Source organism: Pseudomonas sp. ADAK2 TE3594 (assembly GCF_053628675.1).
Genome location: NZ_JBRJGV010000001.1, coordinates 1114459 through 1134339, shown reverse-complemented (window position 1 = coordinate 1134339; position 19881 = coordinate 1114459). Strand labels below are relative to the sequence as shown.

At 59.1% G+C, this 19881-nt stretch carries 18 protein-coding genes; 16 read left to right on the top strand and 2 right to left on the bottom strand.

The annotated features are described in order from the left end of the window. Positions 1-80 precede the first annotated feature (80 nt). The 8 genes from minC to AB7M22_RS05095 all read left to right on the top strand — a co-directional run bounded on the left by minC (position 81) and on the right by AB7M22_RS05095 (position 8012). Positions 81-818 (top strand): septum site-determining protein MinC, encoded by a 738-nt coding sequence (minC, locus tag AB7M22_RS05130; protein ID WP_007898840.1) that lies wholly within the window; start codon positions 81-83, stop codon positions 816-818. A gap of 201 nt (positions 819-1019) precedes the next feature. After that, complete coding sequence (minD, locus tag AB7M22_RS05125; RefSeq protein ID WP_007898841.1) at positions 1020-1832, top strand: septum site-determining protein MinD; 813 nt, start codon at positions 1020-1022, stop codon at positions 1830-1832. Further along, positions 1832-2086 carry a cell division topological specificity factor MinE gene (gene minE / locus AB7M22_RS05120; RefSeq protein WP_007898843.1) on the top strand — a complete coding sequence of 85 codons (255 nt, stop codon included), beginning with the start codon at positions 1832-1834 and terminating at the stop codon, positions 2084-2086. Before minD ends, minE begins: the two co-directional genes overlap by 1 nt. A 182-nt stretch (positions 2087-2268) precedes the next feature. After that, positions 2269-2904 carry an RluA family pseudouridine synthase gene (locus AB7M22_RS05115; RefSeq protein WP_008005662.1) on the top strand — a complete coding sequence of 212 codons (636 nt, stop codon included), beginning with the start codon at positions 2269-2271 and terminating at the stop codon, positions 2902-2904. Between the two features lie 44 nt (positions 2905-2948). Next, positions 2949-4055 (top strand): hypothetical protein, encoded by a 1107-nt coding sequence (locus AB7M22_RS05110; RefSeq protein WP_454185443.1) that lies wholly within the window; start codon positions 2949-2951, stop codon positions 4053-4055. 76 nt (positions 4056-4131) lie between these two features. Continuing rightward, positions 4132-5421 (top strand): M18 family aminopeptidase, encoded by a 1290-nt coding sequence (locus AB7M22_RS05105; RefSeq protein WP_008005665.1) that lies wholly within the window; start codon positions 4132-4134, stop codon positions 5419-5421. 206 nt (positions 5422-5627) lie between these two features. Then, complete coding sequence (locus tag AB7M22_RS05100; RefSeq protein WP_008005668.1) at positions 5628-5804, top strand: hypothetical protein; 177 nt, start codon at positions 5628-5630, stop codon at positions 5802-5804. Between the two features lie 72 nt (positions 5805-5876). Then, positions 5877-8012: a mechanosensitive ion channel domain-containing protein gene (locus AB7M22_RS05095; protein WP_454185442.1), complete on the top strand. Its 2136-nt coding sequence runs from the start codon at positions 5877-5879 to the stop codon at positions 8010-8012. Between the two features lie 160 nt (positions 8013-8172). On the opposite strand, the gene AB7M22_RS05090 is transcribed toward AB7M22_RS05095, so the two are convergent. Then, positions 8173-8886 (bottom strand): UTRA domain-containing protein, encoded by a 714-nt coding sequence (locus AB7M22_RS05090; RefSeq protein ID WP_007898856.1) that lies wholly within the window; start codon positions 8884-8886, stop codon positions 8173-8175. A gap of 350 nt (positions 8887-9236) precedes the next feature. Here AB7M22_RS05090 and AB7M22_RS05085 point away from each other — a divergent pair, with 350 nt between their 5' ends. The 6 genes from AB7M22_RS05085 to AB7M22_RS05060 all read left to right on the top strand — a co-directional run bounded on the left by AB7M22_RS05085 (position 9237) and on the right by AB7M22_RS05060 (position 14591). Further along, positions 9237-10301, top strand: a complete 1065-nt coding sequence (locus AB7M22_RS05085; protein WP_454185441.1) for an ABC transporter substrate-binding protein — start codon at positions 9237-9239, stop codon at positions 10299-10301. A gap of 180 nt (positions 10302-10481) precedes the next feature. After that, entirely contained in the window at positions 10482-11288 is an 807-nt protein-coding gene (locus AB7M22_RS05080; protein WP_454185440.1) for an alkaline phosphatase family protein, read from the top strand. Positions 11289-11293: 5 nt separating this feature from the next. Then, a complete protein-coding gene (locus tag AB7M22_RS05075) occupies positions 11294-12130 on the top strand; it encodes an ABC transporter permease (RefSeq protein ID WP_162130596.1) in 837 nt (278 codons plus the stop codon). Next, positions 12117-12917: an ABC transporter permease gene (locus AB7M22_RS05070; protein ID WP_454185439.1), complete on the top strand. Its 801-nt coding sequence runs from the start codon at positions 12117-12119 to the stop codon at positions 12915-12917. Before AB7M22_RS05075 ends, AB7M22_RS05070 begins: the two co-directional genes overlap by 14 nt. Next, complete coding sequence (locus AB7M22_RS05065) at positions 12914-13903, top strand: ABC transporter ATP-binding protein (RefSeq protein WP_454185438.1); 990 nt, start codon at positions 12914-12916, stop codon at positions 13901-13903. Before AB7M22_RS05070 ends, AB7M22_RS05065 begins: the two co-directional genes overlap by 4 nt. A gap of 34 nt (positions 13904-13937) precedes the next feature. Continuing rightward, on the top strand, positions 13938-14591 hold the full coding sequence (locus tag AB7M22_RS05060) for an HAD family hydrolase (protein ID WP_008073684.1): 654 nt from the start codon (positions 13938-13940) through the stop codon (positions 14589-14591). Between the two features lie 104 nt (positions 14592-14695). On the opposite strand, the gene AB7M22_RS05055 is transcribed toward AB7M22_RS05060, so the two are convergent. After that, positions 14696-15658, bottom strand: coding sequence for a zinc-binding dehydrogenase (locus AB7M22_RS05055; protein ID WP_008005681.1), 963 nt, complete (start codon positions 15656-15658; stop codon positions 14696-14698). A 138-nt stretch (positions 15659-15796) separates the two neighbouring features. Here AB7M22_RS05055 and AB7M22_RS05050 point away from each other — a divergent pair, with 138 nt between their 5' ends. Together AB7M22_RS05050 and AB7M22_RS05045 are read left to right on the top strand one after the other, a co-directional pair. Beyond that, positions 15797-17878: a carboxy terminal-processing peptidase gene (locus AB7M22_RS05050; protein WP_008005683.1), complete on the top strand. Its 2082-nt coding sequence runs from the start codon at positions 15797-15799 to the stop codon at positions 17876-17878. A 145-nt stretch (positions 17879-18023) separates the two neighbouring features. Beyond that, positions 18024-19814: a bifunctional diguanylate cyclase/phosphodiesterase gene (locus AB7M22_RS05045; RefSeq protein WP_454185437.1), complete on the top strand. Its 1791-nt coding sequence runs from the start codon at positions 18024-18026 to the stop codon at positions 19812-19814. Positions 19815-19881: the final 67 nt, after the last annotated feature.

Sequence of the window (19881 nt, the reverse complement as noted above, 5' to 3'; positions counted from 1 at the left end):
CGTTCGACCCGGCTTGCGGCCCGCGGGCGTTCTCGTTATAAGTCTCGGCACTTTTAGTGACAAGCCGTTGTATGCCGACCATGAGCCAAACCGAACCGCTAGACCAAGATCCCGTGTTCCAGTTGAAGGGCAGCATGCTCGCCATTACGGTGCTGGAACTGGCCCGTAACGACCTTGAGAACCTTGATCGACAACTGGCCGCCAAGGTCGCCCAGGCGCCCAACTTCTTCAGCAACGCGCCGTTGGTACTGGCCCTGGACAAACTCCCGGCCAGCGAAGGCTCGGTCGATCTGCCGGGCCTGATGCGCATCTGCCGCCAGCATGGCCTGCGTACCCTGGCGATCCGTGCCAGCCGCATTGAAGACATTGCCGCCGCCATCGCCGTCGATCTGCCGGTGCTGCCGCCGTCCGGCGCCCGCGAGCGCCCGCTCGACCCGCTCGAAGGCACTGTTGCGAAAAAACCGGAAAAACCACCGGAACCGACCATCAAACCGACCAAAATCATTACCTCGCCGGTACGCGGTGGCCAGCAGATTTATGCCCAGGGTTGCGATTTGGTGGTGATTTCGTCGGTCAGCCCGGGGGCGGAACTTCTCGCCGATGGGAACATCCATGTATACGGCGCGATGCGCGGTCGTGTCTTGGCCGGCGTCAAAGGTGACACGAAAGCCAGGATTTTCTGTCAGCAAATGACCGCTGAACTGGTCTCCATCGCCGGCCACTACAAGGTTTCCGAGGATCTGCGTCGTGATCCATTGTGGGGCGCGGGCGTACAAGTCAGCCTGTCGGGCGACGTGTTGAACATCATTCGGCTTTAACGGATACTGCCGCATTTTCCAAGCATCTCTAAAACGTAGCGAAAACGGCTCAAACGAAGTAGGAAAAAGGCTAAAAGTAGTGTTTACCGGGGGTAAGCGCCGCTCAAAACCGGATTCCAGCCAAGGCTGTCCGACTGCAGTAGTTTTTCAAGAGATGTTTTTCAGGGGCTAAACGTCCTTTTTCCTTAGGGGTAAAACACCTTGGCCAAGATTCTCGTGGTTACATCCGGCAAGGGTGGTGTGGGTAAGACCACCACCAGCGCCGCTATCGGTACCGGCCTCGCTCTGCGTGGTCACAAAACAGTTATCGTCGACTTCGACGTCGGCTTGCGTAACCTCGACCTGATCATGGGTTGCGAGCGCCGCGTGGTGTATGACTTCGTCAACGTGGTAAACGGCGAAGCCAACCTGCAACAGGCTCTGATCAAAGACAAGCGTCTGGAAAACCTCTACGTACTGGCCGCCAGTCAGACCCGCGATAAAGACGCGCTGACTGTCGAAGGCGTCGAAAAGGTCCTGATGCAGCTGAAAGAAGACTTCGAATTCGTGGTCTGCGACTCCCCGGCGGGTATCGAGAAAGGCGCCCACCTGGCCATGTACTTCGCTGACGAAGCGATCGTGGTGACCAACCCGGAAGTCTCCTCCGTACGTGACTCGGACCGCATGCTGGGCCTGCTGGCCAGCAAGTCCCGTCGCGCCGAAAACGGCGAAGACCCGATCAAGGAACACCTGCTGCTGACTCGCTACAACCCTACACGCGTGAGCAACGGCGAAATGCTCGGCGTCGAAGACGTCAAGGAAATCCTGGCGGTGACCCTGCTGGGCGTGATTCCGGAATCGCAAGCCGTCCTCAAGGCCTCCAACCAGGGCGTGCCGGTCATTCTCGACGACCAGAGCGATGCCGGTCAGGCGTACAGCGATGCCGTCGATCGTCTGCTGGGCAAAACCGTGGACCATCGTTTCCTCGATGTCGAGAAGAAGGGATTCTTCGAGCGACTTTTTGGAGGTAGGTAATGAACCTTTTTGACTTCTTTCGTGCCAGTAAAAAGGTCAGCACCGCGTCGGTAGCGAAAGAGCGTCTACAGATCATCGTGGCGCATGAACGCGGCCAGCGCAGTACGCCGGATTACCTGCCAGCCTTGCAGAAGGAACTGGTGGAAGTGATCCGCAAGTACGTCAATATCGGGTCCGATGACGTGCACGTCGCTCTGGAAAACCAGGGCAGCTGCTCGATCCTGGAACTCAATATCACCCTGCCAGATCGCTGAGTCGATCCGGCGGGAGCCACGGCGGCTCAGGCTCTTACGCACTCCGTAGGAGCGAAGCTTGCTCGCGAACACAGGCAACTCGGTCTATCTGATAGACCGAGGTGACGCTTTCGCGAGCAAGCTTCGCTCCTACAGAGGGCGGGGCCTGAGCCGCCGTTGGCGTTTGTTACGAGGCTGTTTTAATGCCGTTGTCCAACATCCGCATCATCCATCAGGACGCCGCCGTACTCGTGGTGGACAAACCGACCCTGTTGCTCTCCGTCCCTGGCCGGGCCGATGACAACAAGGACTGCCTGATCACGCGCCTGCAAGAAAACGGCTACCCGGAAGCGCGAATTGTCCATCGGCTGGACTGGGAAACCTCCGGTATCATTCTGTTGGCCCGTGACCCGGACACTCATCGCGAGCTATCTCGGCAATTTCACGATCGCGAAACCGAAAAGGCCTACACCGCCCTGTGCTGGGGACAACCGGAACTGGACAGCGGCAGCATCGACCTGCCCCTGCGCTACGACCCGCCGACCAAGCCGCGCCATGTGGTGGACCACGAATTTGGCAAGCACGCCCTGACCTTCTGGCGTGTGCTGGAGCGTTGTGGCGACTGGTGCCGCGTCGAGCTGACGCCAATTACCGGCCGCTCTCACCAGTTGCGCGTGCACATGCTCTCCATCGGCCACCCGCTGTTGGGTGACGGGCTCTACGCCCATGAGCAAGCACTGGCTGCCTGGCCGCGCTTGTGCCTGCATGCGAGCATGTTGAGTTTTACCCACCCCCAAACTGGCGACCGCTTGCGTTTCGAATGCCCGGCACCGTTCTAAATCTGCCACATGGCGTCACCGCTTCAAAGTGAGAATTGAACAGAATGAGTAGTACTGACTCCTTGGCAACGCCCGTCAAGAAAACCCGAAATCAGCTGCTTTATCTGATCTACGGCAATCAGGACGTTTATCGGCGCGAAGCCAAGTTCAGCATTTTGACTGCGCTTTCCCATGTGAAGAACGGCGAGCTGCCGTGCATCAGAATCCTGACGGATCGCCCGCAAGACTACGCCGGCTGGCCGGTTGAAACCGTGTTCCTGACCGAAGAAACCCTGACCCGGTGGCAGGGCGAAAACGGCTATCACCATCGCCGCAAAGCCTGCGCCATGGCCGCCGGTCTGAAGCTTGCTGAAAAGACCTTGTTCGTCGATACCGACACCCTGTTCACCAGCGACCCCAACCGAATCTTCAACCAGATTCAGCCCGGGCACTACCTGATGGACCGCTTCGAGTACGACTGGCGGGACGTCTGCGAACGCCACGACTACCTGAAGCTTGGTGAACGCCTACGCGCTCACGGCATCACCCCGGACAACGGTTTCAAGTTGTACAACAGCGGACTGTGCGGCGTGACCGAGCGCGACGCGCCGCTGTTCGAAGCGTCGATCCAGTTTATCGACGAATGGACCCGCAACAGCTTCGACATTCACACCATCGAGCAAATCGCCCTGTCGTTCGCGATGCGCGACAAACCGGTGGGTGAAGCGAAAAAATACGTTTATCACTACTTCGCGGAAAAACGCTTCTTCCATGCGATGCAGGCGTACTTCTTCTCCCAGCATGGCGAGCAGTTCAGCCAAAATCTGGTGGAACTGTGCCGCGATGTGCCGCGAGTCAAACCCGTTCCGTCGGCCTGGCAACGGCTGAAAATCAAATGGAAATTACGCAACCAGAACGGCGCCATGAGAAAAGTCGGTCGCGATTTGCTTTATGGCAGCGCAGCGCCCGATCATCCGTACTACACGGTATGCCGACATGAGTGGTGGGAATCCGCCTCGCGGGAGATTCTTCGCTGGAACCACACCCGTCAGAAACAGCTGCTGAACACCCATCAGAATCGCTGGCCCAAACAACTGCCCAAGCCAGAAAAGCCTGAAGATGAGCAGATCATCATGAAGTACCTGAAAAAACGGGTAGCCGCGGCCCGCTGACGCAACCTGCGAACGTCAGGCCCAAAGCCTCAAGCCAATACGTTAAACTCCCGCCCATTGCTGTCTGGAGTTTCTTATGCGCGAAGAGTTGAACCAAGGCCTGATCGACTTCCTCAAGGCCTCCCCTACCCCGTTCCATGCCACCGCCAGCCTTGTTCAGCGTCTGGAAGCGGCCGGTTTTATCCGCCTCGACGAGCGCGAGCCGTGGACCACCGAAGCCAATGGTCGTTACTACGTCACCCGTAACGACTCTTCGATCGTCGCGTTCAAAATGGGCCGTCATTCGCCCCTGCACGGCGGCATCCGTCTGGTCGGCGCGCACACCGATAGCCCGTGCCTACGAGTCAAACCCCAACCGGAGCTACAACGCCAGGGCTTCTGGCAACTGGGCGTCGAAGTCTATGGCGGTGCGCTACTGGCGCCGTGGTTCGACCGCGATCTGTCTCTGGCCGGCCGCGTGACTTTCCGCCGTGATGGCAAGGTCGAGAGCCAGTTGATCGACTTCAAGGCACCGATCGCGATCATTCCGAACCTGGCCATTCACCTCAACCGTGAAGCCAATATGGGCTGGGCGATCAATGCCCAGACCGAACTGCCGCCGATCCTCGCGCAATTCGCCGGTGACGAACGCGTGGACTTCCGCGCCGTGCTCACCGACCAACTGGCCCGCGAACATGGCCTGAACGCTGACGTAGTGCTCGATTACGAGCTGAGCTTCTACGACACCCAAAGCGCCGCGGTCATCGGCCTGCATGGCGATTTCATTGCGGGTGCGCGCCTGGATAACTTGCTGTCGTGCTACGCCGGCCTGCAAGCTTTGCTGACGACCGAAACCGACGAAACCTGCGTGCTGGTCTGCAACGATCACGAAGAAGTCGGTTCCTGCTCGGCTTGTGGCGCCGACGGTCCGATGCTTGAGCAAACCCTGCGTCGCCTGTTGCCCGAAGGGGATGAATTCGTACGGACCATTCAGAAATCCCTGCTGGTCTCGGCGGACAATGCCCACGGCGTGCACCCGAACTATGCGGACAAGCACGATGCCAACCACGGCCCGAAACTCAACGCCGGCCCGGTGATCAAGGTCAACAGCAACCAGCGCTACGCCACCAACAGCGAAACCGCCGGGTTCTTCCGTCATTTGTGCATGGCCGAAGAAGTACCGGTGCAGAGCTTCGTGGTGCGCAGCGACATGGGCTGCGGCTCGACCATCGGCCCGATCACCGCCAGCCACCTGGGCGTGCGCACCGTGGACATCGGTTTGCCGACGTTCGCCATGCACTCGATCCGTGAGTTGTGCGGCAGCCATGATCTGGCGCATCTGGTCAAAGTGCTGAGCGCGTTCTACGCCTGTCGCGAATTGCCTTAGCCCTAGCGAATCGCAACCTGTGGGAGCGGGCTTGCTCGCGAAGGCGGTGTATCAGTCGACATTAATGTTACCTGACACACCGCCTTCGCGAGCAAGCCCGCTCCCACACGGATTGCGCTGCTTCTGACTCACTTCTGACCCGCATCACCTCCGCTCGTCCGAAAGCCGCCTAGACTTGCAGTACCCTCCCCGACAAGGCTGTCACCATGATCTCGATGTCTTCGTTCCACGCCATGCTGATCCCGATTCTTTCCGGGATGATCATGCTGGCCATCGGCTTCAACTTTCGCGACAAGAACGCTGGTGTGTTCGCGATGTGGGTCGGCATGTTGATGATCCTTGCCACCGTGATCTACAAGATCCTCGCCAAACTCAACGAATAAAACCTTGCGCCTGGCTCGCATTGATTTTGACGGGCTCGTACACTCGGCCGATTCGCTCATCCGAGGTTGACCGTGTTCGCTCGTCTTTTTGCCCTGCCGTGTTTGTTCCTTGTCTGCCTGATGACACTGCTGCCGATGGCACCTGCCCAAGCGGTCAGTTTGCCGGGGTTGCTCAATGGCTCGGCGAAAACCCAGCCGCAAGCACAAGAGCCGTTGGGGCAATCGCTGGACGAAGTCATCAAGTCGCTGGAAAACGATCAGCAGCGCACCCAGCTACTGACGGACCTGAAAAAACTTCGCGACGTCACCCAAAAGGCTCAGCCGCCCACTGAACAAGGCGTGCTGGGGCTGATCGGCGACACTCTGGCCGGGCTCGAAAAGCAATTTTCCGGCGCCGACAGTCCGCTCAATCGCTGGTCCGAAGAGGTCGATCTGGCCAAGGACGAACTGGCGGCGCTGATGCTGCCGGCCAATGAATGGCTGCCGATCATCTTCGCTTTCGCTGTAATCCTGATGGTCTGGAGCCTGCTGGCCGCCGCCCTGATCTGGCTCGGCCACCGGGTACGCATGCGCTTTGGTCTCACCGAAGAACTGCCACAACACCCGAAGGCGCTGGACATGCTGCGCTTCGCCTTGCGCAAACTCGGACCGTGGTTGATTGCCTTGGTCATGACGGTTTACATGACCTACGCCCTGCCTTCGTCATTGGGCAAAAGCCTGGCCATGGTGCTGGCCTATGCGCTGGTGGTCGGTACCTGTTTCTCGGCGATCTGCGTGATTGCGTTTTCCGTGCTGGATGGTCCGCATCGCCACCGTGCCTTGTACATCCTGCGGCATCAGGCCTTCCGCCCGTTGTGGCTGATCGGCAGTTTCGCCGCCTTCGGTGAAGCCCTGAACGATCCGCGCCTGGTTGAAAGCCTCGGCAGTCACCTGGCTCACACAGCAGCGACGTTCGCCAATGTGTTGGCGGCGATCTCCACCGGTTTTTTCGTTCTGCGTTTCCGTCGGCCCATCGCGCACTTGATCCGCAATCAACCGCTATCCCGGCGCCTGACTCGCCGGGCCTTGAGCGACACGATCGAAATCCTCGGCACCTTTTGGTATCTGCCTGCGCTGGTGCTGGTGGGCATCTCGCTGTTCGCCACCTTCGTCTCCGCCGGCGACACCAGCACGGCCTTGCGTCAGTCACTGATCTGCACCGTGCTGCTGGTGTTGTGCATGGTCATCAATGGGCTGGTGCGCCGCCATTCACTCAAACCGCAACGCAGCGTGAAGCGCCACGCGCTGTATTCGGATCGCCTGAAAAGCTTCTTCTACACCCTCGCCCATCTGCTGGTGTGGCTGGCATTCATCGAACTCGGCCTGCGCGTCTGGGGGATGTCGCTGATCCGCTTCACCGAAGGCGAGGGTCATGAAGTCAGCGTCAAACTGTTCAGCCTCAGTGGCACGCTGATTTTTGCCTGGCTGATCTGGATCCTCAGTGACACCGCCGTGCATCACGCCCTCACCCGCTCGCGCAAAGGCCTGGCCAATGCCCGCGCACAGACGATGATGCCGCTGATCCGCAACGTGCTGTTCGTGGCGATTTTCATCATTGCGCTGATCGTCGCCCTGGCGAACATGGGCATGAACGTCACGCCGTTGCTGGCCGGTGCCGGTGTGATCGGCCTGGCCATCGGTTTCGGCGCGCAATCACTGGTGGCCGACCTGATCACCGGGCTGTTCATCATCATCGAAGACTCCCTGGCCATCGACGACTACGTGGACGTCGGCGGCCACTTGGGCACGGTCGAAGGCTTGACCATCCGCACCGTGCGCCTGCGGGACATCGACGGCATCGTTCACACCATTCCGTTCAGCGAAATCAAAAGCATCAAGAACTACTCCCGGGAATTCGGTTACGCGATCTTCCGGGTGGCGGTGCCCTCCAACATGGACATCGACGAGGCGATCAAACTGATGCGCGAAGTCGGCCAGAAAATGCGCACCGACCCGCTGCAACGGCGAAATATCTGGTCGCCGCTGGAGATTCAAGGGGTAGAAAGTTTCGAATCCGGCAACGCGATTCTTCGCGCACGCTTCAAGACCGCGCCGATCAAGCAGTGGGAAGTTTCCCGAGCGTTCAACCTGTCGCTCAAGCGCCATCTGGATGAAGCCGGGCTGGATCTGGCGACGCCACGGATGAGTGTGCAAGTCGCCAAGGAATAAAAGCCCTTGTAGGAGCGAGGCTTGCCCGCGAAGACGGACTATCGGCCAACATCTATGTTGAATGTCAGTCCCTCTTCGCGGGCAAGCCTCGCTCCTACGGAAGATCAAAATCAAGATCAAAAGATCGCAGCCTTCGGCTGCTCGTGTGCGCAGCCAGGATTCAGACCACATCCACCCCGACATGAATCGCATCATGGCGCCAAAATTCGAGGTCGCAATCGATCAACCGCTCGTGCTGATCGTAATTGACCCGGGCAATCCGCAACCCCGGGCTGCCCACCGACACCCGTAAAGCCGCCGCGGCGTCCACCGACAACGCCGTCGGCACAATCTCGAAACGCACCCGCCCGTAGTGCAAGTCGTAATGCCGTGCATACAGTTCGGTCATCGACTGATTCAGATCGAAGTCCAGAATCCCCGGGAAAAACTGCGGGTTCAGGTAGTGCTCCACATACAACACCAATCGCCCGTCAATCCGTCGCGAGCGGCAGATCTGGATCACGCTCGACAGCGCCGGCAACTGCAACCAGGCACACACCGCCGCCGACGCCGGTTGCAAGCGCGCCGAGATCACCTCGGTGGACGGCACTCGCCCCTGCGCACTGACCATCGCGTGAAAGTGGCTGCGCTGCATCAGGTTATAAGCCAGTCGCGGTGGCGACACGAACCAGCCGCGTCGCTCCTCGCGATAAATCTGGCCCTGAGCCTCCAACTGCAATAACGCCTCACGCACGGTGATCCGCGTGGTACCGAACAACTCACTGAGCTTGCGCTCTGCCGGCAACTTGCTCCCGGGCGCCAACAGGCCGTGGTCGAGCTGTTCTTGCAGAACCTGCCCGATGGCTGTCACCGCTTTGGTTGTCTCGATGCGCATCAACGTTACCTATCTGGACTAGACCAGCACTGATTCAGGGCAGAACCGTGATTCAAATCGGTTCCTTCAACTGCCTGCAAGCCTAGGCACTGCACATGACTGACAGATGACACAGCCGCCGAACGGTTGCGCCAGACACCTGCAATTTTATGGCCAAGTCCCTTTCATATCAGCTCCTTAGCCATGGTCTACGCTTATCTCGCACCCCGCGTATCCGAGCGCAGAAAATTCAGGCCGACCGGTCGTCGACATCAAAATGTCATCCAACCCGCCTAAATTGGCTCAGGTATTGCTGACCTAGACCAACACAACCGCAATCGCAGCGTTGAAAACGCCCAAAGGAGCTTCGGATGAAACAGTTTTTCCTGGCATCACTGTTAGGCTCGACCATTGCCCTGTGCACCTCCGCCATGGCGGCGGATGATCTGAAAACCCTGGAAGCCGCTGCGAAAGCGGAAGGCGCAGTCAACAGCGTCGGCATGCCCGATGACTGGGCCAACTGGAAAGGCACCTGGGAAGACCTGGCCAAGAAATATGGCCTGAAACACATCGACACCGACATGAGCTCGGCTCAGGAAATTGCCAAGTTCGCCGCTGAAAAAGACAACGCCAGCGCCGACATCGGCGACGTCGGAGCCGCCTTCGGCCCGATCTCGGTCAAGCAGGGCGTGGTGCAACCTTATAAGCCAACGACCTGGGAACAGATTCCGGATTGGGCCAAGGATAAAGACGGTAACTGGGCACTGGCCTACACCGGCACCATTGCGTTTATCGTCAACAAAAAGTTGCTGCACGGTTCTGAGGCACCGACCAAATGGGCCGACCTCAAGACTGGCAAGTACAAAGTCTCCATCGGTGACGTGAGCACCGCGGCCCAGGCTGCCAACGGTGTACTGGCCGCCGCCCTCGCCAACGGTGGTGACGAGAAAAACATTCAGCCAGCCCTGTTGCTGTTCGCTGACATCGCCAAGCAAGGCCGCCTGTCCATGGCCAACCCGACGATCGCCACCATGGAAAAGGGTGAAATCGAAGTCGGCGTGGTCTGGGACTTCAACGGTCTGAGCTACAAGGCCAAGATGGCGAACCCGGATGACTACATCGTGCTGATTCCGTCCGACGGCTCGGTGATTTCCGGTTACACCACCATCATCAACAAATACGCGAAGAACCCGAACGCCGCCAAGCTGACCCGCGAATACATCTTCAGCGATGCCGGCCAAATCAACCTGGCGAAAGGCAACGCCCGTCCGATCCGCGCCGAACACCTGAAGCTGCCGGAAGAGGTCAAGGCCAAGCTGCTGCCGAACGAGCAGTACAAAAAGGTTACGCCGATCAAAGACGCCGACGCATGGGAAAAGACCTCCAAGGCGCTGCCGCAGAAGTGGCAGGAAGAAGTCATCATCAATATGCCGTAACACGGTAGATCCCCATTCGGGGATCTGATGGAGATCAGATTGTAGGAGCGAGCGGTGCGGCGATCCGACTTGCCCGCGAAGAGGGACTGACATTCAACATTGATGTTGGCTGACAGTCCGCCTTCGCGAGCAAGCTTCGCTCCTACAGGTTTGACGATATTTTGCGGAGTTCCAGCCCCTATGAAGCACAACGTCATCCTTGTCGTGCTCGACGGCCTCAATTACGAAGTCGCGCGCCACGCCATGGGGCATCTGCAGGCTTACGTTGGCGCAAGACGCGCGGCACTCTACAAGCTGGAGTGCGAACTGCCCGCCCTGTCCCGACCGCTTTATGAATGCATCCTGACCGGCGTTACGCCGATCGACAGCGGCATCGTTCACAACAACGTCTCCCGCCTGTCCACCCAGCGCAGCATCTACCACTACGCCACCGACGCCGGCCTGAAAACCGCGGCAGCGGCCTATCACTGGGTCAGCGAGCTGTATAACCGTTCGCCGTTCGTGGCCGCCCGGGATCGTCATACCGACGACGCCAAACTGCCGATCCAGCACGGTCATTTCTACTGGAGCGACCACTACCCGGACTCGCACCTGTTCGCCGACGCGGAAAACCTGCGCCTGCGCCACGCGCCGAACTTTTTATTGGTCCACCCCATGAACATCGACGACGCCGGGCACAAGCACGGCCTCGACACCCCGCAGTACCGCAACAGCGCTCGCTCGGCCGACATCATTCTCGCCGATTACCTGCAAGGCTGGCTCGACGCTGGTTACCAGGTGCTGGTGACGGCCGACCACGGCATGAATAACGACCGCTCGCACAACGGCCTGCTGCCCGAAGAACGCGAAGTGCCGCTGTTCGTCCTCGGCGATGCTTTCAGCTTCAGCGCCAGCGCCGCACCGAAACAGACCGAAATCTGCGGCACCGTCTGCGAACTGCTGGGCGTGCCCCACGACAAACCTGTGTGCCGGGAGCTGCTCAAGTGAACGCCATGACCCGTGGTAAATGGCTGGCCGCTCTGTGCCTGGTGCCCTTCGCGATTTTCTTCTTCGTGTTCCAGATCGCCCCGCTGCTCTGGGTGATGATCAACAGCCTGCAATCGGAAGAATTCGGCTGGGGCCTGGCCAACTTCAGCAAAATCTTCAACTCGAGGTTCTATTTGCAGGCGATCCAGTACAGCCTCGAGATCAGTTTCTGGTCCAGTGTATTCGGCATCATCATCGCCGTACTCGGTGCCTACTCCCTGCGCCGGGTCGATTCGAAACTGCGCAACTTCGTCAATGCCTTCGCCAACATGACCAGCAACTTCGCCGGCGTGCCCCTGGCCTTCGCGTTCATCATTTTGCTGGGCTTCAACGGCACCTTCACCATCATGCTCAAACAGGCCGGGATCATTCAGGACTTCAACCTGTATTCGAAGACCGGGCTGATCATTCTCTACACCTACTTCCAGATTCCCCTGGGCGTGTTGCTGCTCTACCCGGCGTTCGATGCCCTGCGCGAAGACTGGCGTGAGTCCGCCGCCTTGCTGGGCGCCAACGGCTGGCAGTTCTGGCGACACATCGGTTTGCCGGTACTGACCCCGGCGCTGCTGGGCACGTTCGTGATTCTGCTGGCCAACGCCCTCGGCGCGTACGCCACGGTCTACGCCCTGACCACCGGCAACTTCAACGTGTTGCCGATCCGCATCGCGGCGATGGTCTCCGGCGACATTTCCCTCGACCCGAACCTGGCCAGCGCCTTGGCCGTGGTGCTGGTGGCGTTGATGACCCTGGTGACCATCGTGCATCAGTTGCTGTTGAAGAGGAGCTACCATGTCTCGCGCTGAACTGGGCCCCGTCGGTGTCTATCACCGCGTCGTGGTGTATTTGCTGTTTGCCATTCTGCTGTTGCCGCTGGCCGGCACGCTGATCTACTCGATCGCCAGCAGTTGGTCGGCGACCATTCTGCCCAGCGGCTTTACCTTGAAGTGGTACATCCAGCTGTGGAGCGATCCGCGCTTTCTCGACGCGTTCGGCCAGTCGTTACTGGTCTGTGTCGGCTCGCTGATTCTGTCGGTGGTGCTGATTCTGCCGCTGCTGTTCGTGGTGCATTACCACTTCCCGAAACTCGACGCACTGATGAACATCCTGATCCTGCTGCCCTTCGCGGTGCCGCCGGTGGTGTCGTCGGTGGGGCTGCTGCAGCTCTACGGTTCGGGGCCGTTCGCGATGGTCGGTACGCCTTGGATTTTGATCGGTTGCTACTTCACCGTGGCGCTGCCGTTCATGTACCGGGCGATCACCAACAACCTGCAAGCGATCAACCTGCGCGACCTGATGGATGCCGCGCAACTACTCGGCGCCAGCACTTGGCAAGCGGCATTCCTTGTGGTGCTGCCGAACCTGCGCAAGGGTTTGATGGTGGCGTTGCTGCTGTCGTTCTCGTTCCTGTTCGGTGAGTTCGTGTTCGCCAACATCCTCGTCGGCACCCGCTATGAAACCCTACAGGTCTACCTCAACAACATGCGTAACAGCAGCGGCCACTTCACCAGCGCGCTGGTGATTTCCTACTTCTTCTTTGTGCTGGTTCTGACCTGGGCGGCCAATATCTTGAACAAGGACAAAAGCGAATGAGCTATGTCAGCGTCCAACATCTTCAAAAGAATTACTCGGGCACTACCGTGTTCAGCGACATCAACTGCGAAATCAAGAAAGGTGAATTCGTCACCCTTCTCGGCCCGTCCGGTTGCGGCAAGTCCACCCTGCTGCGTTGCATCGCCGGCCTGACCTCGGTGGACGGCGGCAAGATTCTGCTGGAGGGTCAGGACCTCGTCCCGCTGAGCCCGCAAAAACGCGGGATCGGCATGGTGTTCCAGAGTTACGCACTGTTCCCGAACATGACCGTGGAGCAGAACGTCGCCTTCGGCTTGCGCATGCAAAAGGTCAACGCCGACGACAGCCAAAAACGCGTCGCCGAAGTGTTGCAACTGGTGGAACTCAATGATTTCGCCGCCCGCTACCCGCATCAACTGTCCGGCGGCCAGTGTCAGCGTGTCGCCCTGGCTCGCTCGCTGGTGACCCGGCCTCGGTTGTTGTTGCTGGATGAGCCGCTGTCGGCATTGGATGCGCGGATTCGCAAGCACCTGCGCGAACAGATCCGTCAGATCCAGCGCGAACTCGGCCTGACCACGATCTTCGTCACTCACGATCAGGAAGAAGCCCTGACCATGTCTGACCGAATTTTCCTGATGAATCAGGGAAAGATCGTACAAAGCGGCGATGCAGAAACCCTCTACACCGCGCCAGTCGATGTATTTGCCGCAGGCTTCATCGGCAACTACAACCTGCTGGATGCCGACAGCGCGACGAAATTGCTGCAACGACCGATCACCCATCGCCTCGCGATTCGCCCGGAAGCTATCGAGCTAAGCCTGGACGGCGAACTCGACGCGCAGATTCGCAGCCACAGCCTGTTGGGCAACGTGATTCGCTATCGGGTCGAAGCCCGGGGCGTGGAATTGGTGGTGGATGTGCTGAACCGTTCGGCGGCCGACCTGCATCCCGATGGTCAGCGCCTGGCACTTTCCATCGATCCGACGGCCCTGTGTGAGGTAGCCTGATGACCTTGCTGATGTTGAAGAGAGAACTGCACTGATGGCCCTGGCAATTTTTGATCTGGACGAAACCCTGATCCACGGCGACTGCGCCACCCTCTGGAGCGAACAAATGGGGCGCCTGGGCTGGGTCGATCCCGAGTCGTTCATGCGTCAGAACAACGAACTGATGGACGCTTACAGCCACGGCAAGTTGCGCATGGAGGAGTACATGACCTTCAGCCTTGAGCCGATGATCGGGCGCACACCGGAAGAAGTCGACCATCTGGTCGGGCCTTGGGTGGAAGACTTCATCGAGCCGATCATCTTCAGCGACGCCACCAAAGCCATCGCCGCCCACCGCAAGGCCGGCGACCGGATCCTGGTGATCTCGGCCTCGGGCACGCATTTGGTCAAGCCGATTGCCGACCGCTTGGGCATCGACGAGATTCTCGGCATCGAGCTGGAAGTGGCACACGGGGTGTATAGCGGCAATACCGTTGGCACGTTGACCTACCGCGAAGGCAAGATCACCCGGTTGCTGGAATGGCTCGATGCCGAAGAGGAAAACCTGGAAGGCGCGAGTTTCTATTCCGACTCACGCAATGACTTGCCGCTGCTGCTGAAAGTGGACTTTCCGCATGTGGTGAATCCGGATCCGGTCCTGCTCGAACACGCCGAAAAGGCCGGCTGGCCGATCCATATCTGGAAGTAACCAAGAACCCTTGTAGGAGTGAGGCTTGCCCGCGAATGACGCGACGCGGTCTGACAGATACACCGTGTCGCCTCATTCGCGGGCAAGCCTCGCTCCTACAGGGTTTAGGTCAGGCTTTCGTCAATCACCAGCACCAACTTCCCCGACACCTTATTCGTCGCCAGTTCCGCAAATGCCGCTTCGGCATCCTTGATCGCAAATGTCCTGGCCAGTTGCGGGCTCAAACGCCCTTCGGCAAACAGCGGCCAGACATGCCGGCCAAGATCGCTGAACAAATCGGCCTTGAACTGATCGTCGCGACTGCGCAGGGTCGACCCCAGCAGTTGCACCCGTTTGGCCAACACCTGCGCCAGATCCAGCTGCGCCTCACGACCGCCCATCAAGCCAATCAGCACCCAACGTCCATCGCGAGCCAGCAGCTTGAGGTTCAACGCCGCATAGTTACCACCCACCGGGTCGAGGATCACGTCGAACGGGGCAAGATCATTCAAGCTATCCAGATCGCCATTGCGTACGACGCCACCCTGTGCGCCCAACGCTTCGCAGTAAGCCAGACGCTCGGCGGAGCCGACGCTAACCCAGCACGGGTTACCAAATGCCTTGCACAGCTGAATGGCAGCTGAACCAATTCCACTCGCTCCGGCGTGCAGGAGAACTTTCTCACCCGGTTTGAGCGCAGCCAGTTGAAACAAATTCAGCCAAACGGTTGCATACACTTCCGGCAACGCTGCCGCCTCGGCCAGCGACAAACCTTCGGGAACCGGCAACACATGCCGTCCGTCGACAACTACCTCTTCGGCCATCCCGCCCCCGGCCAGCAAGGCGCAAACCCTATCACCGACCTGCCAGGAGGAGCCCGGACCGACCTCGCTGATCACCCCCGAACACTCAAGACCCAGTACTTGACTGGCCCCCGGCGGTGGCGGATAAAGTCCTGCTTTCTGTAACAAATCAGCGCGATTGAGTCCTGCTGCCGCTACTCGGATGCGAACTTGTCCTACATCGCACGTAGGACTCGGCTCTTCAACCCACTCCACTCGCCCCTCAACGCCTTGCAATGCTTTCACAGTGCCTCCATAGTGAGTCTGGACTGAGCCCGAAGCTGTAGCGCCGGGCTTTTTGCATTATGCGACCGGTCCTTGTGGATCCGGCGACTTCAAAGACGGCCTAATATGCGTTATCAATTGTCCCCGCGTCGAATCAGCATGAAGCATCTGCTCCCCAGCACCGCCCTCGCTCTTGTCATTGGTCTCGGTATTTTGCCGATGTCGAGCAATTCGTTCGCAGCCAACAGCTGGGACAAGCTTCAGCCCGATCGTGATGAAGTAATCGCCAGTCTGAACGTCGTCGAATTGCTCAAGCGTCACCATTACAGCAAGCCACCGCTCGACGATGCACGCTCCGTGATCATCTACGACAGCTACCTCAAGCTGCTGGACCCATCGCGCAGCTACTTCATGGCCAGCGATATTGCCGAATTCGACAAATGGAAAACCCAGTTTGACGACTTCCTCAAAAGCGGCGACCTGAACGCCGGGTTCACCATCTACAAGCGCTACCTGGACCGCGTCAAGGCGCGTCTGGACTTTGCCCTTGCCGAGCTGAACAAGGGCGTCGACAAAATCGACTTCACCACCAAGGAAACCTTGCTGGTCGATCGCAAGGATGCCCCTTGGCTCAAGACCACCGCCGAGCTGGACGACCTGTGGCGCAAACGCGTCAAGGACGAAGTGCTGCGGATGAAGATCTCCGGCAAAGAGTCCAAGCAGATTCAGGAAACCCTGACCAAGCGTTACAAGAATCAGCTGGCGCGTCTGGACCAGACCCGTGCAGAAGACATCTTCCAGGCGTACATCAACACCTTCGCCATGTCCTACGACCCGCACACCAACTATCTGTCGCCGGATAACGCGGAGAACTTCGACATCAACATGAGCCTGTCCCTCGAGGGCATCGGCGCCGTGTTGCAGAGCGATAACGATCAAGTGAAAGTCGTGCGCCTGGTACCTGCCGGCCCGGCCGACAAAACCAAGCAGGTTGCACCGGCCGACAAGATCATCGGCGTGGCCCAGGGCAACAAAGAGATGGTCGACGTGGTCGGCTGGCGCCTGGACGAAGTGGTCAAACTGATTCGTGGTCCGAAAGGCACCGTGGTGCGCCTGGAAGTGATTCCGGCCAGCAATGCGCCGAACGACCAGACCACCAAGATCGTGCCGATCACCCGCGAAGCGGTGAAGCTCGAAGACCAGGCAGTGAAGAAGTCGGTCCTCAACCTCAAACAGGATGGCAAGGACTACAAGCTCGGCGTCATCGAGATCCCGGCCTTCTACCTGGACTTCAAGGCCTTCCGTGCCGGCGATCCGGACTACAAGAGCACCACCCGCGACGTCAAGAAGCTGCTGACCGAGTTGCAGAAAGACAAAGTCGACGGCGTGGTCATCGACCTGCGCAACAACGGCGGCGGTTCCTTGCAGGAAGCCACCGAGCTGACCAGTCTGTTCATCGACAAAGGTCCGACCGTACTGGTGCGTAACGCCGACGGCCGGGTCGATGTACTGGAAGATGAAAACCCGGGGGCGTTCTACAAAGGCCCGATGGCGTTGCTGGTCAACCGTTTGTCCGCCTCGGCGTCGGAGATTTTCGCCGGTGCCATGCAGGACTACCACCGCGCACTGATCATCGGCGGCCAGACCTTCGGCAAAGGCACCGTGCAGACTATTCAGCCGCTGAACCATGGCGAACTGAAACTGACCCTGGCCAAGTTCTACCGGGTTTCCGGTCAGAGCACCCAGCATCAGGGCGTGCTGCCGGACATCGATTACCCATCGATCATCGACACCAAGGAAATAGGCGAAAGCGCCCTGCCGGAAGCCATGCCGTGGGACACCATTCGTGCGGCCATCAAGCCTGCGCTTGACCCGTTCAAACCGTACATCACGCAGCTCAAGTCCGAGCATGACGTGCGCACGGCCAAAGACGCGGAGTTCGTGTTCATCCGCGACAAACTGGCCCTGGCGCAGAAGTTGATGAGCGAAAAAACCGTCAGCCTCAATGAAGCCGACCGTCGCGCACAACATGCCGATATCGAAGCCAAGCAACTTGTCATGGAAAACATCCGTCGCAAGGCCAAGGGCGAAGAGCCGCTCAAAGAGCTGAAGAAAGAAGACGAAGATGCCCTCGCGGCCGAGCCGGACAAGACCAAGCCAGAAGACGATGCTTATCTGAGCGAGACCGGGCGGATTCTGCTCGATTACTTGAAACTCAACACCGCGGTTGCCAAGCACTAATCGGTTGCAATCAGCATGATGGCAATTTAATGCTGACGCTCCCCGGAGCGTCATCAAACAGTCATCATTCTGTCGTGAAATACAGGACTGGGCGTGCTCTTTAACGAGAGCACGCCCAGTCCTTTTTTTATCGCCAGAGAACGCCATGACCACGACCGAACAGCTGAGTGCCTTGAGCTCGATACTGACTCAAAGCGGTTTGCACAGCCTGTTCCAGCCGATCATTTCCCTCTCTGAACGACGTATCATCGGCTACGAAGCCCTCAGCCGTGGCCCCTCCAACAGTCCGCTGCACTCCCCCGTCGCCCTGTTCTCGGTAGCCCGCCAGGCCGGTCGCCTCAGCGAACTGGAGATCGCTTGCCGTCAAAGTGCTTGCCGCCGCTTCAATGAACAGCAACTGCCCGGCAAACTCTTCCTCAATGTGTCCCCGGAATCCCTGCTCGAAGCCGCCCACCAACCCGGACGTACCCTGCAACTGCTGCAGGACTTCGGCATACCGCCGAGCCAGGTGGTGATCGAACTCACCGAACAGACCCCAACCGACGATTTCCAGTTGCTGCAAAACGCCCTGCATCACTATCGGGCAATGGGGTTTTCCATTGCACTGGATGATCTGGGTGCCGGTTATTCGAGCTTGCGGCTCTGGTCTGAATTGCGCCCGGATTACGTCAAGATCGATCGGCACTTTATCGACGGCATTCACCAGGACGCGCTCAAGCGCGAGTTCGTCGGCTCGATCCTGCAGATCGCCAAGGCTTCCCGGGCAAAAGTGATCGCCGAAGGCATCGAATTGCCGGAAGAACTGGCCGTGCTGACCGAAATGGGCGTCGATCTGGTCCAGGGTTATCTGCTTTGCCGGCCACAGGAGCATCCGCCCCGCGAGGCCCGAACCTTGATGCCCAAACCAAACAGCGTCGCCGCGATACTGAACGAGGAAGTCAGTGACCTCAGCGCCCTGCTCAACGACCAACCGGCGGTGACCAGCAACACCCCGACCGCCACCGTGCTGGAAGCCTTCCGCCGCCAGGCCAACCTGAACTCCCTGGCGGTGCTCGACGAACAGGGCCAGCCCTGCGGCATCGTCCACCGTCATTCGCTCTCGGATGCCTTGCTCAAGCCCTTCGCCACCGACCTGTTCGCCCGCAAGCCCATCAGCCGCTTGATGAGCAACGACTTCCTCGCCGTGGAGCTGAGCCAGTCGCTGCAACAGGTCAGCCGCCTGATCACCAGCCGCGCGCGCCAGCGCATCGAAGAAGACTTCATCATCACCCTCAACGGCGGCTATCTGGGGCTCGGTCGGGTGATCGACGTGCTCAAGCTGATTACCGAACTGAAAATCCAGCAAGCCCGCTATGCCAACCCGCTGACCCTGCTGCCGGGCAACGTGCCGATCCAGCAATGCCTGACACGGCTGCTGCAACAGGAACGGGAATCGGTGATCTGCTACGTGGACATCGACAGCTTCAAACCCTTCAACGACATCTATGGCTACGGTCGCGGGGATGAAGTCCTACTGTGTCTGGCGCAATGCCTGAACGACCGCGTCGACCCTTCCCGCGACTTCGTCGGCCATATCGGCGGCGACGACTTCCTGCTGGTCCTCGGCCCGGAAGACTGGCGCAAACGCCTGAACCAACTGCTGGACGACTTCCACAGCCAATGCCGACGCTTTTACCGCAGCGAACACCTGGAAGCCGGCTGCTTCATCGCCCCCAACCGCCAAGGCGTAAGACAGGAATTTCCGCTGCTGTCCCTGTCCATCGGCGTGGTGCATTTGCATCCACAGGCTTGTGGACAACTCGATGCGAGCCAACTGGCCGAGATGGCATCACAGGCCAAGCATCACGCGAAGAATGTGCCGGGGTATAGCGTGCATGTGATTGATAGCCTAGCGGTGCCGACAACCGAAGAAGCGTTGGTTGCCGGACATCGGTGATGACTGCGATCTTTGATCTTGCTCTTGTGGCGAGGGTCGGTAAGTTAAGACGCAGAACCTGTGGGAG

What these genes read in the sequence shown, in the direction of transcription:
- minC (WP_007898840.1), top strand. Translation starts at nt 81, where the DNA reads ATGAGCCAAACCGAACCGCTAGACCAAGATCCCGTGTTCCAGTTGAAG.
- minE (WP_007898843.1), top strand. Translation starts at nt 1,832, where the DNA reads ATGAACCTTTTTGACTTCTTTCGTGCCAGTAAAAAGGTCAGCACCGCG.
- AB7M22_RS05115 (WP_008005662.1), top strand. Translation starts at nt 2,269, where the DNA reads ATGCCGTTGTCCAACATCCGCATCATCCATCAGGACGCCGCCGTACTC.
- AB7M22_RS05110 (WP_454185443.1), top strand. Translation starts at nt 2,949, where the DNA reads ATGAGTAGTACTGACTCCTTGGCAACGCCCGTCAAGAAAACCCGAAAT.
- AB7M22_RS05105 (WP_008005665.1), top strand. Translation starts at nt 4,132, where the DNA reads ATGCGCGAAGAGTTGAACCAAGGCCTGATCGACTTCCTCAAGGCCTCC.
- AB7M22_RS05100 (WP_008005668.1), top strand. Translation starts at nt 5,628, where the DNA reads ATGATCTCGATGTCTTCGTTCCACGCCATGCTGATCCCGATTCTTTCC.
- AB7M22_RS05090 (WP_007898856.1), bottom strand. Translation starts at nt 8,886, where the DNA reads ATGCGCATCGAGACAACCAAAGCGGTGACAGCCATCGGGCAGGTTCTG.
- AB7M22_RS05085 (WP_454185441.1), top strand. Translation starts at nt 9,237, where the DNA reads ATGAAACAGTTTTTCCTGGCATCACTGTTAGGCTCGACCATTGCCCTG.
- AB7M22_RS05080 (WP_454185440.1), top strand. Translation starts at nt 10,482, where the DNA reads ATGAAGCACAACGTCATCCTTGTCGTGCTCGACGGCCTCAATTACGAA.
- AB7M22_RS05075 (WP_162130596.1), top strand. Translation starts at nt 11,294, where the DNA reads ATGACCCGTGGTAAATGGCTGGCCGCTCTGTGCCTGGTGCCCTTCGCG.
- AB7M22_RS05070 (WP_454185439.1), top strand. Translation starts at nt 12,117, where the DNA reads ATGTCTCGCGCTGAACTGGGCCCCGTCGGTGTCTATCACCGCGTCGTG.
- AB7M22_RS05065 (WP_454185438.1), top strand. Translation starts at nt 12,914, where the DNA reads ATGAGCTATGTCAGCGTCCAACATCTTCAAAAGAATTACTCGGGCACT.
- AB7M22_RS05060 (WP_008073684.1), top strand. Translation starts at nt 13,938, where the DNA reads ATGGCCCTGGCAATTTTTGATCTGGACGAAACCCTGATCCACGGCGAC.
- AB7M22_RS05050 (WP_008005683.1), top strand. Translation starts at nt 15,797, where the DNA reads ATGAAGCATCTGCTCCCCAGCACCGCCCTCGCTCTTGTCATTGGTCTC.
- AB7M22_RS05045 (WP_454185437.1), top strand. Translation starts at nt 18,024, where the DNA reads ATGACCACGACCGAACAGCTGAGTGCCTTGAGCTCGATACTGACTCAA.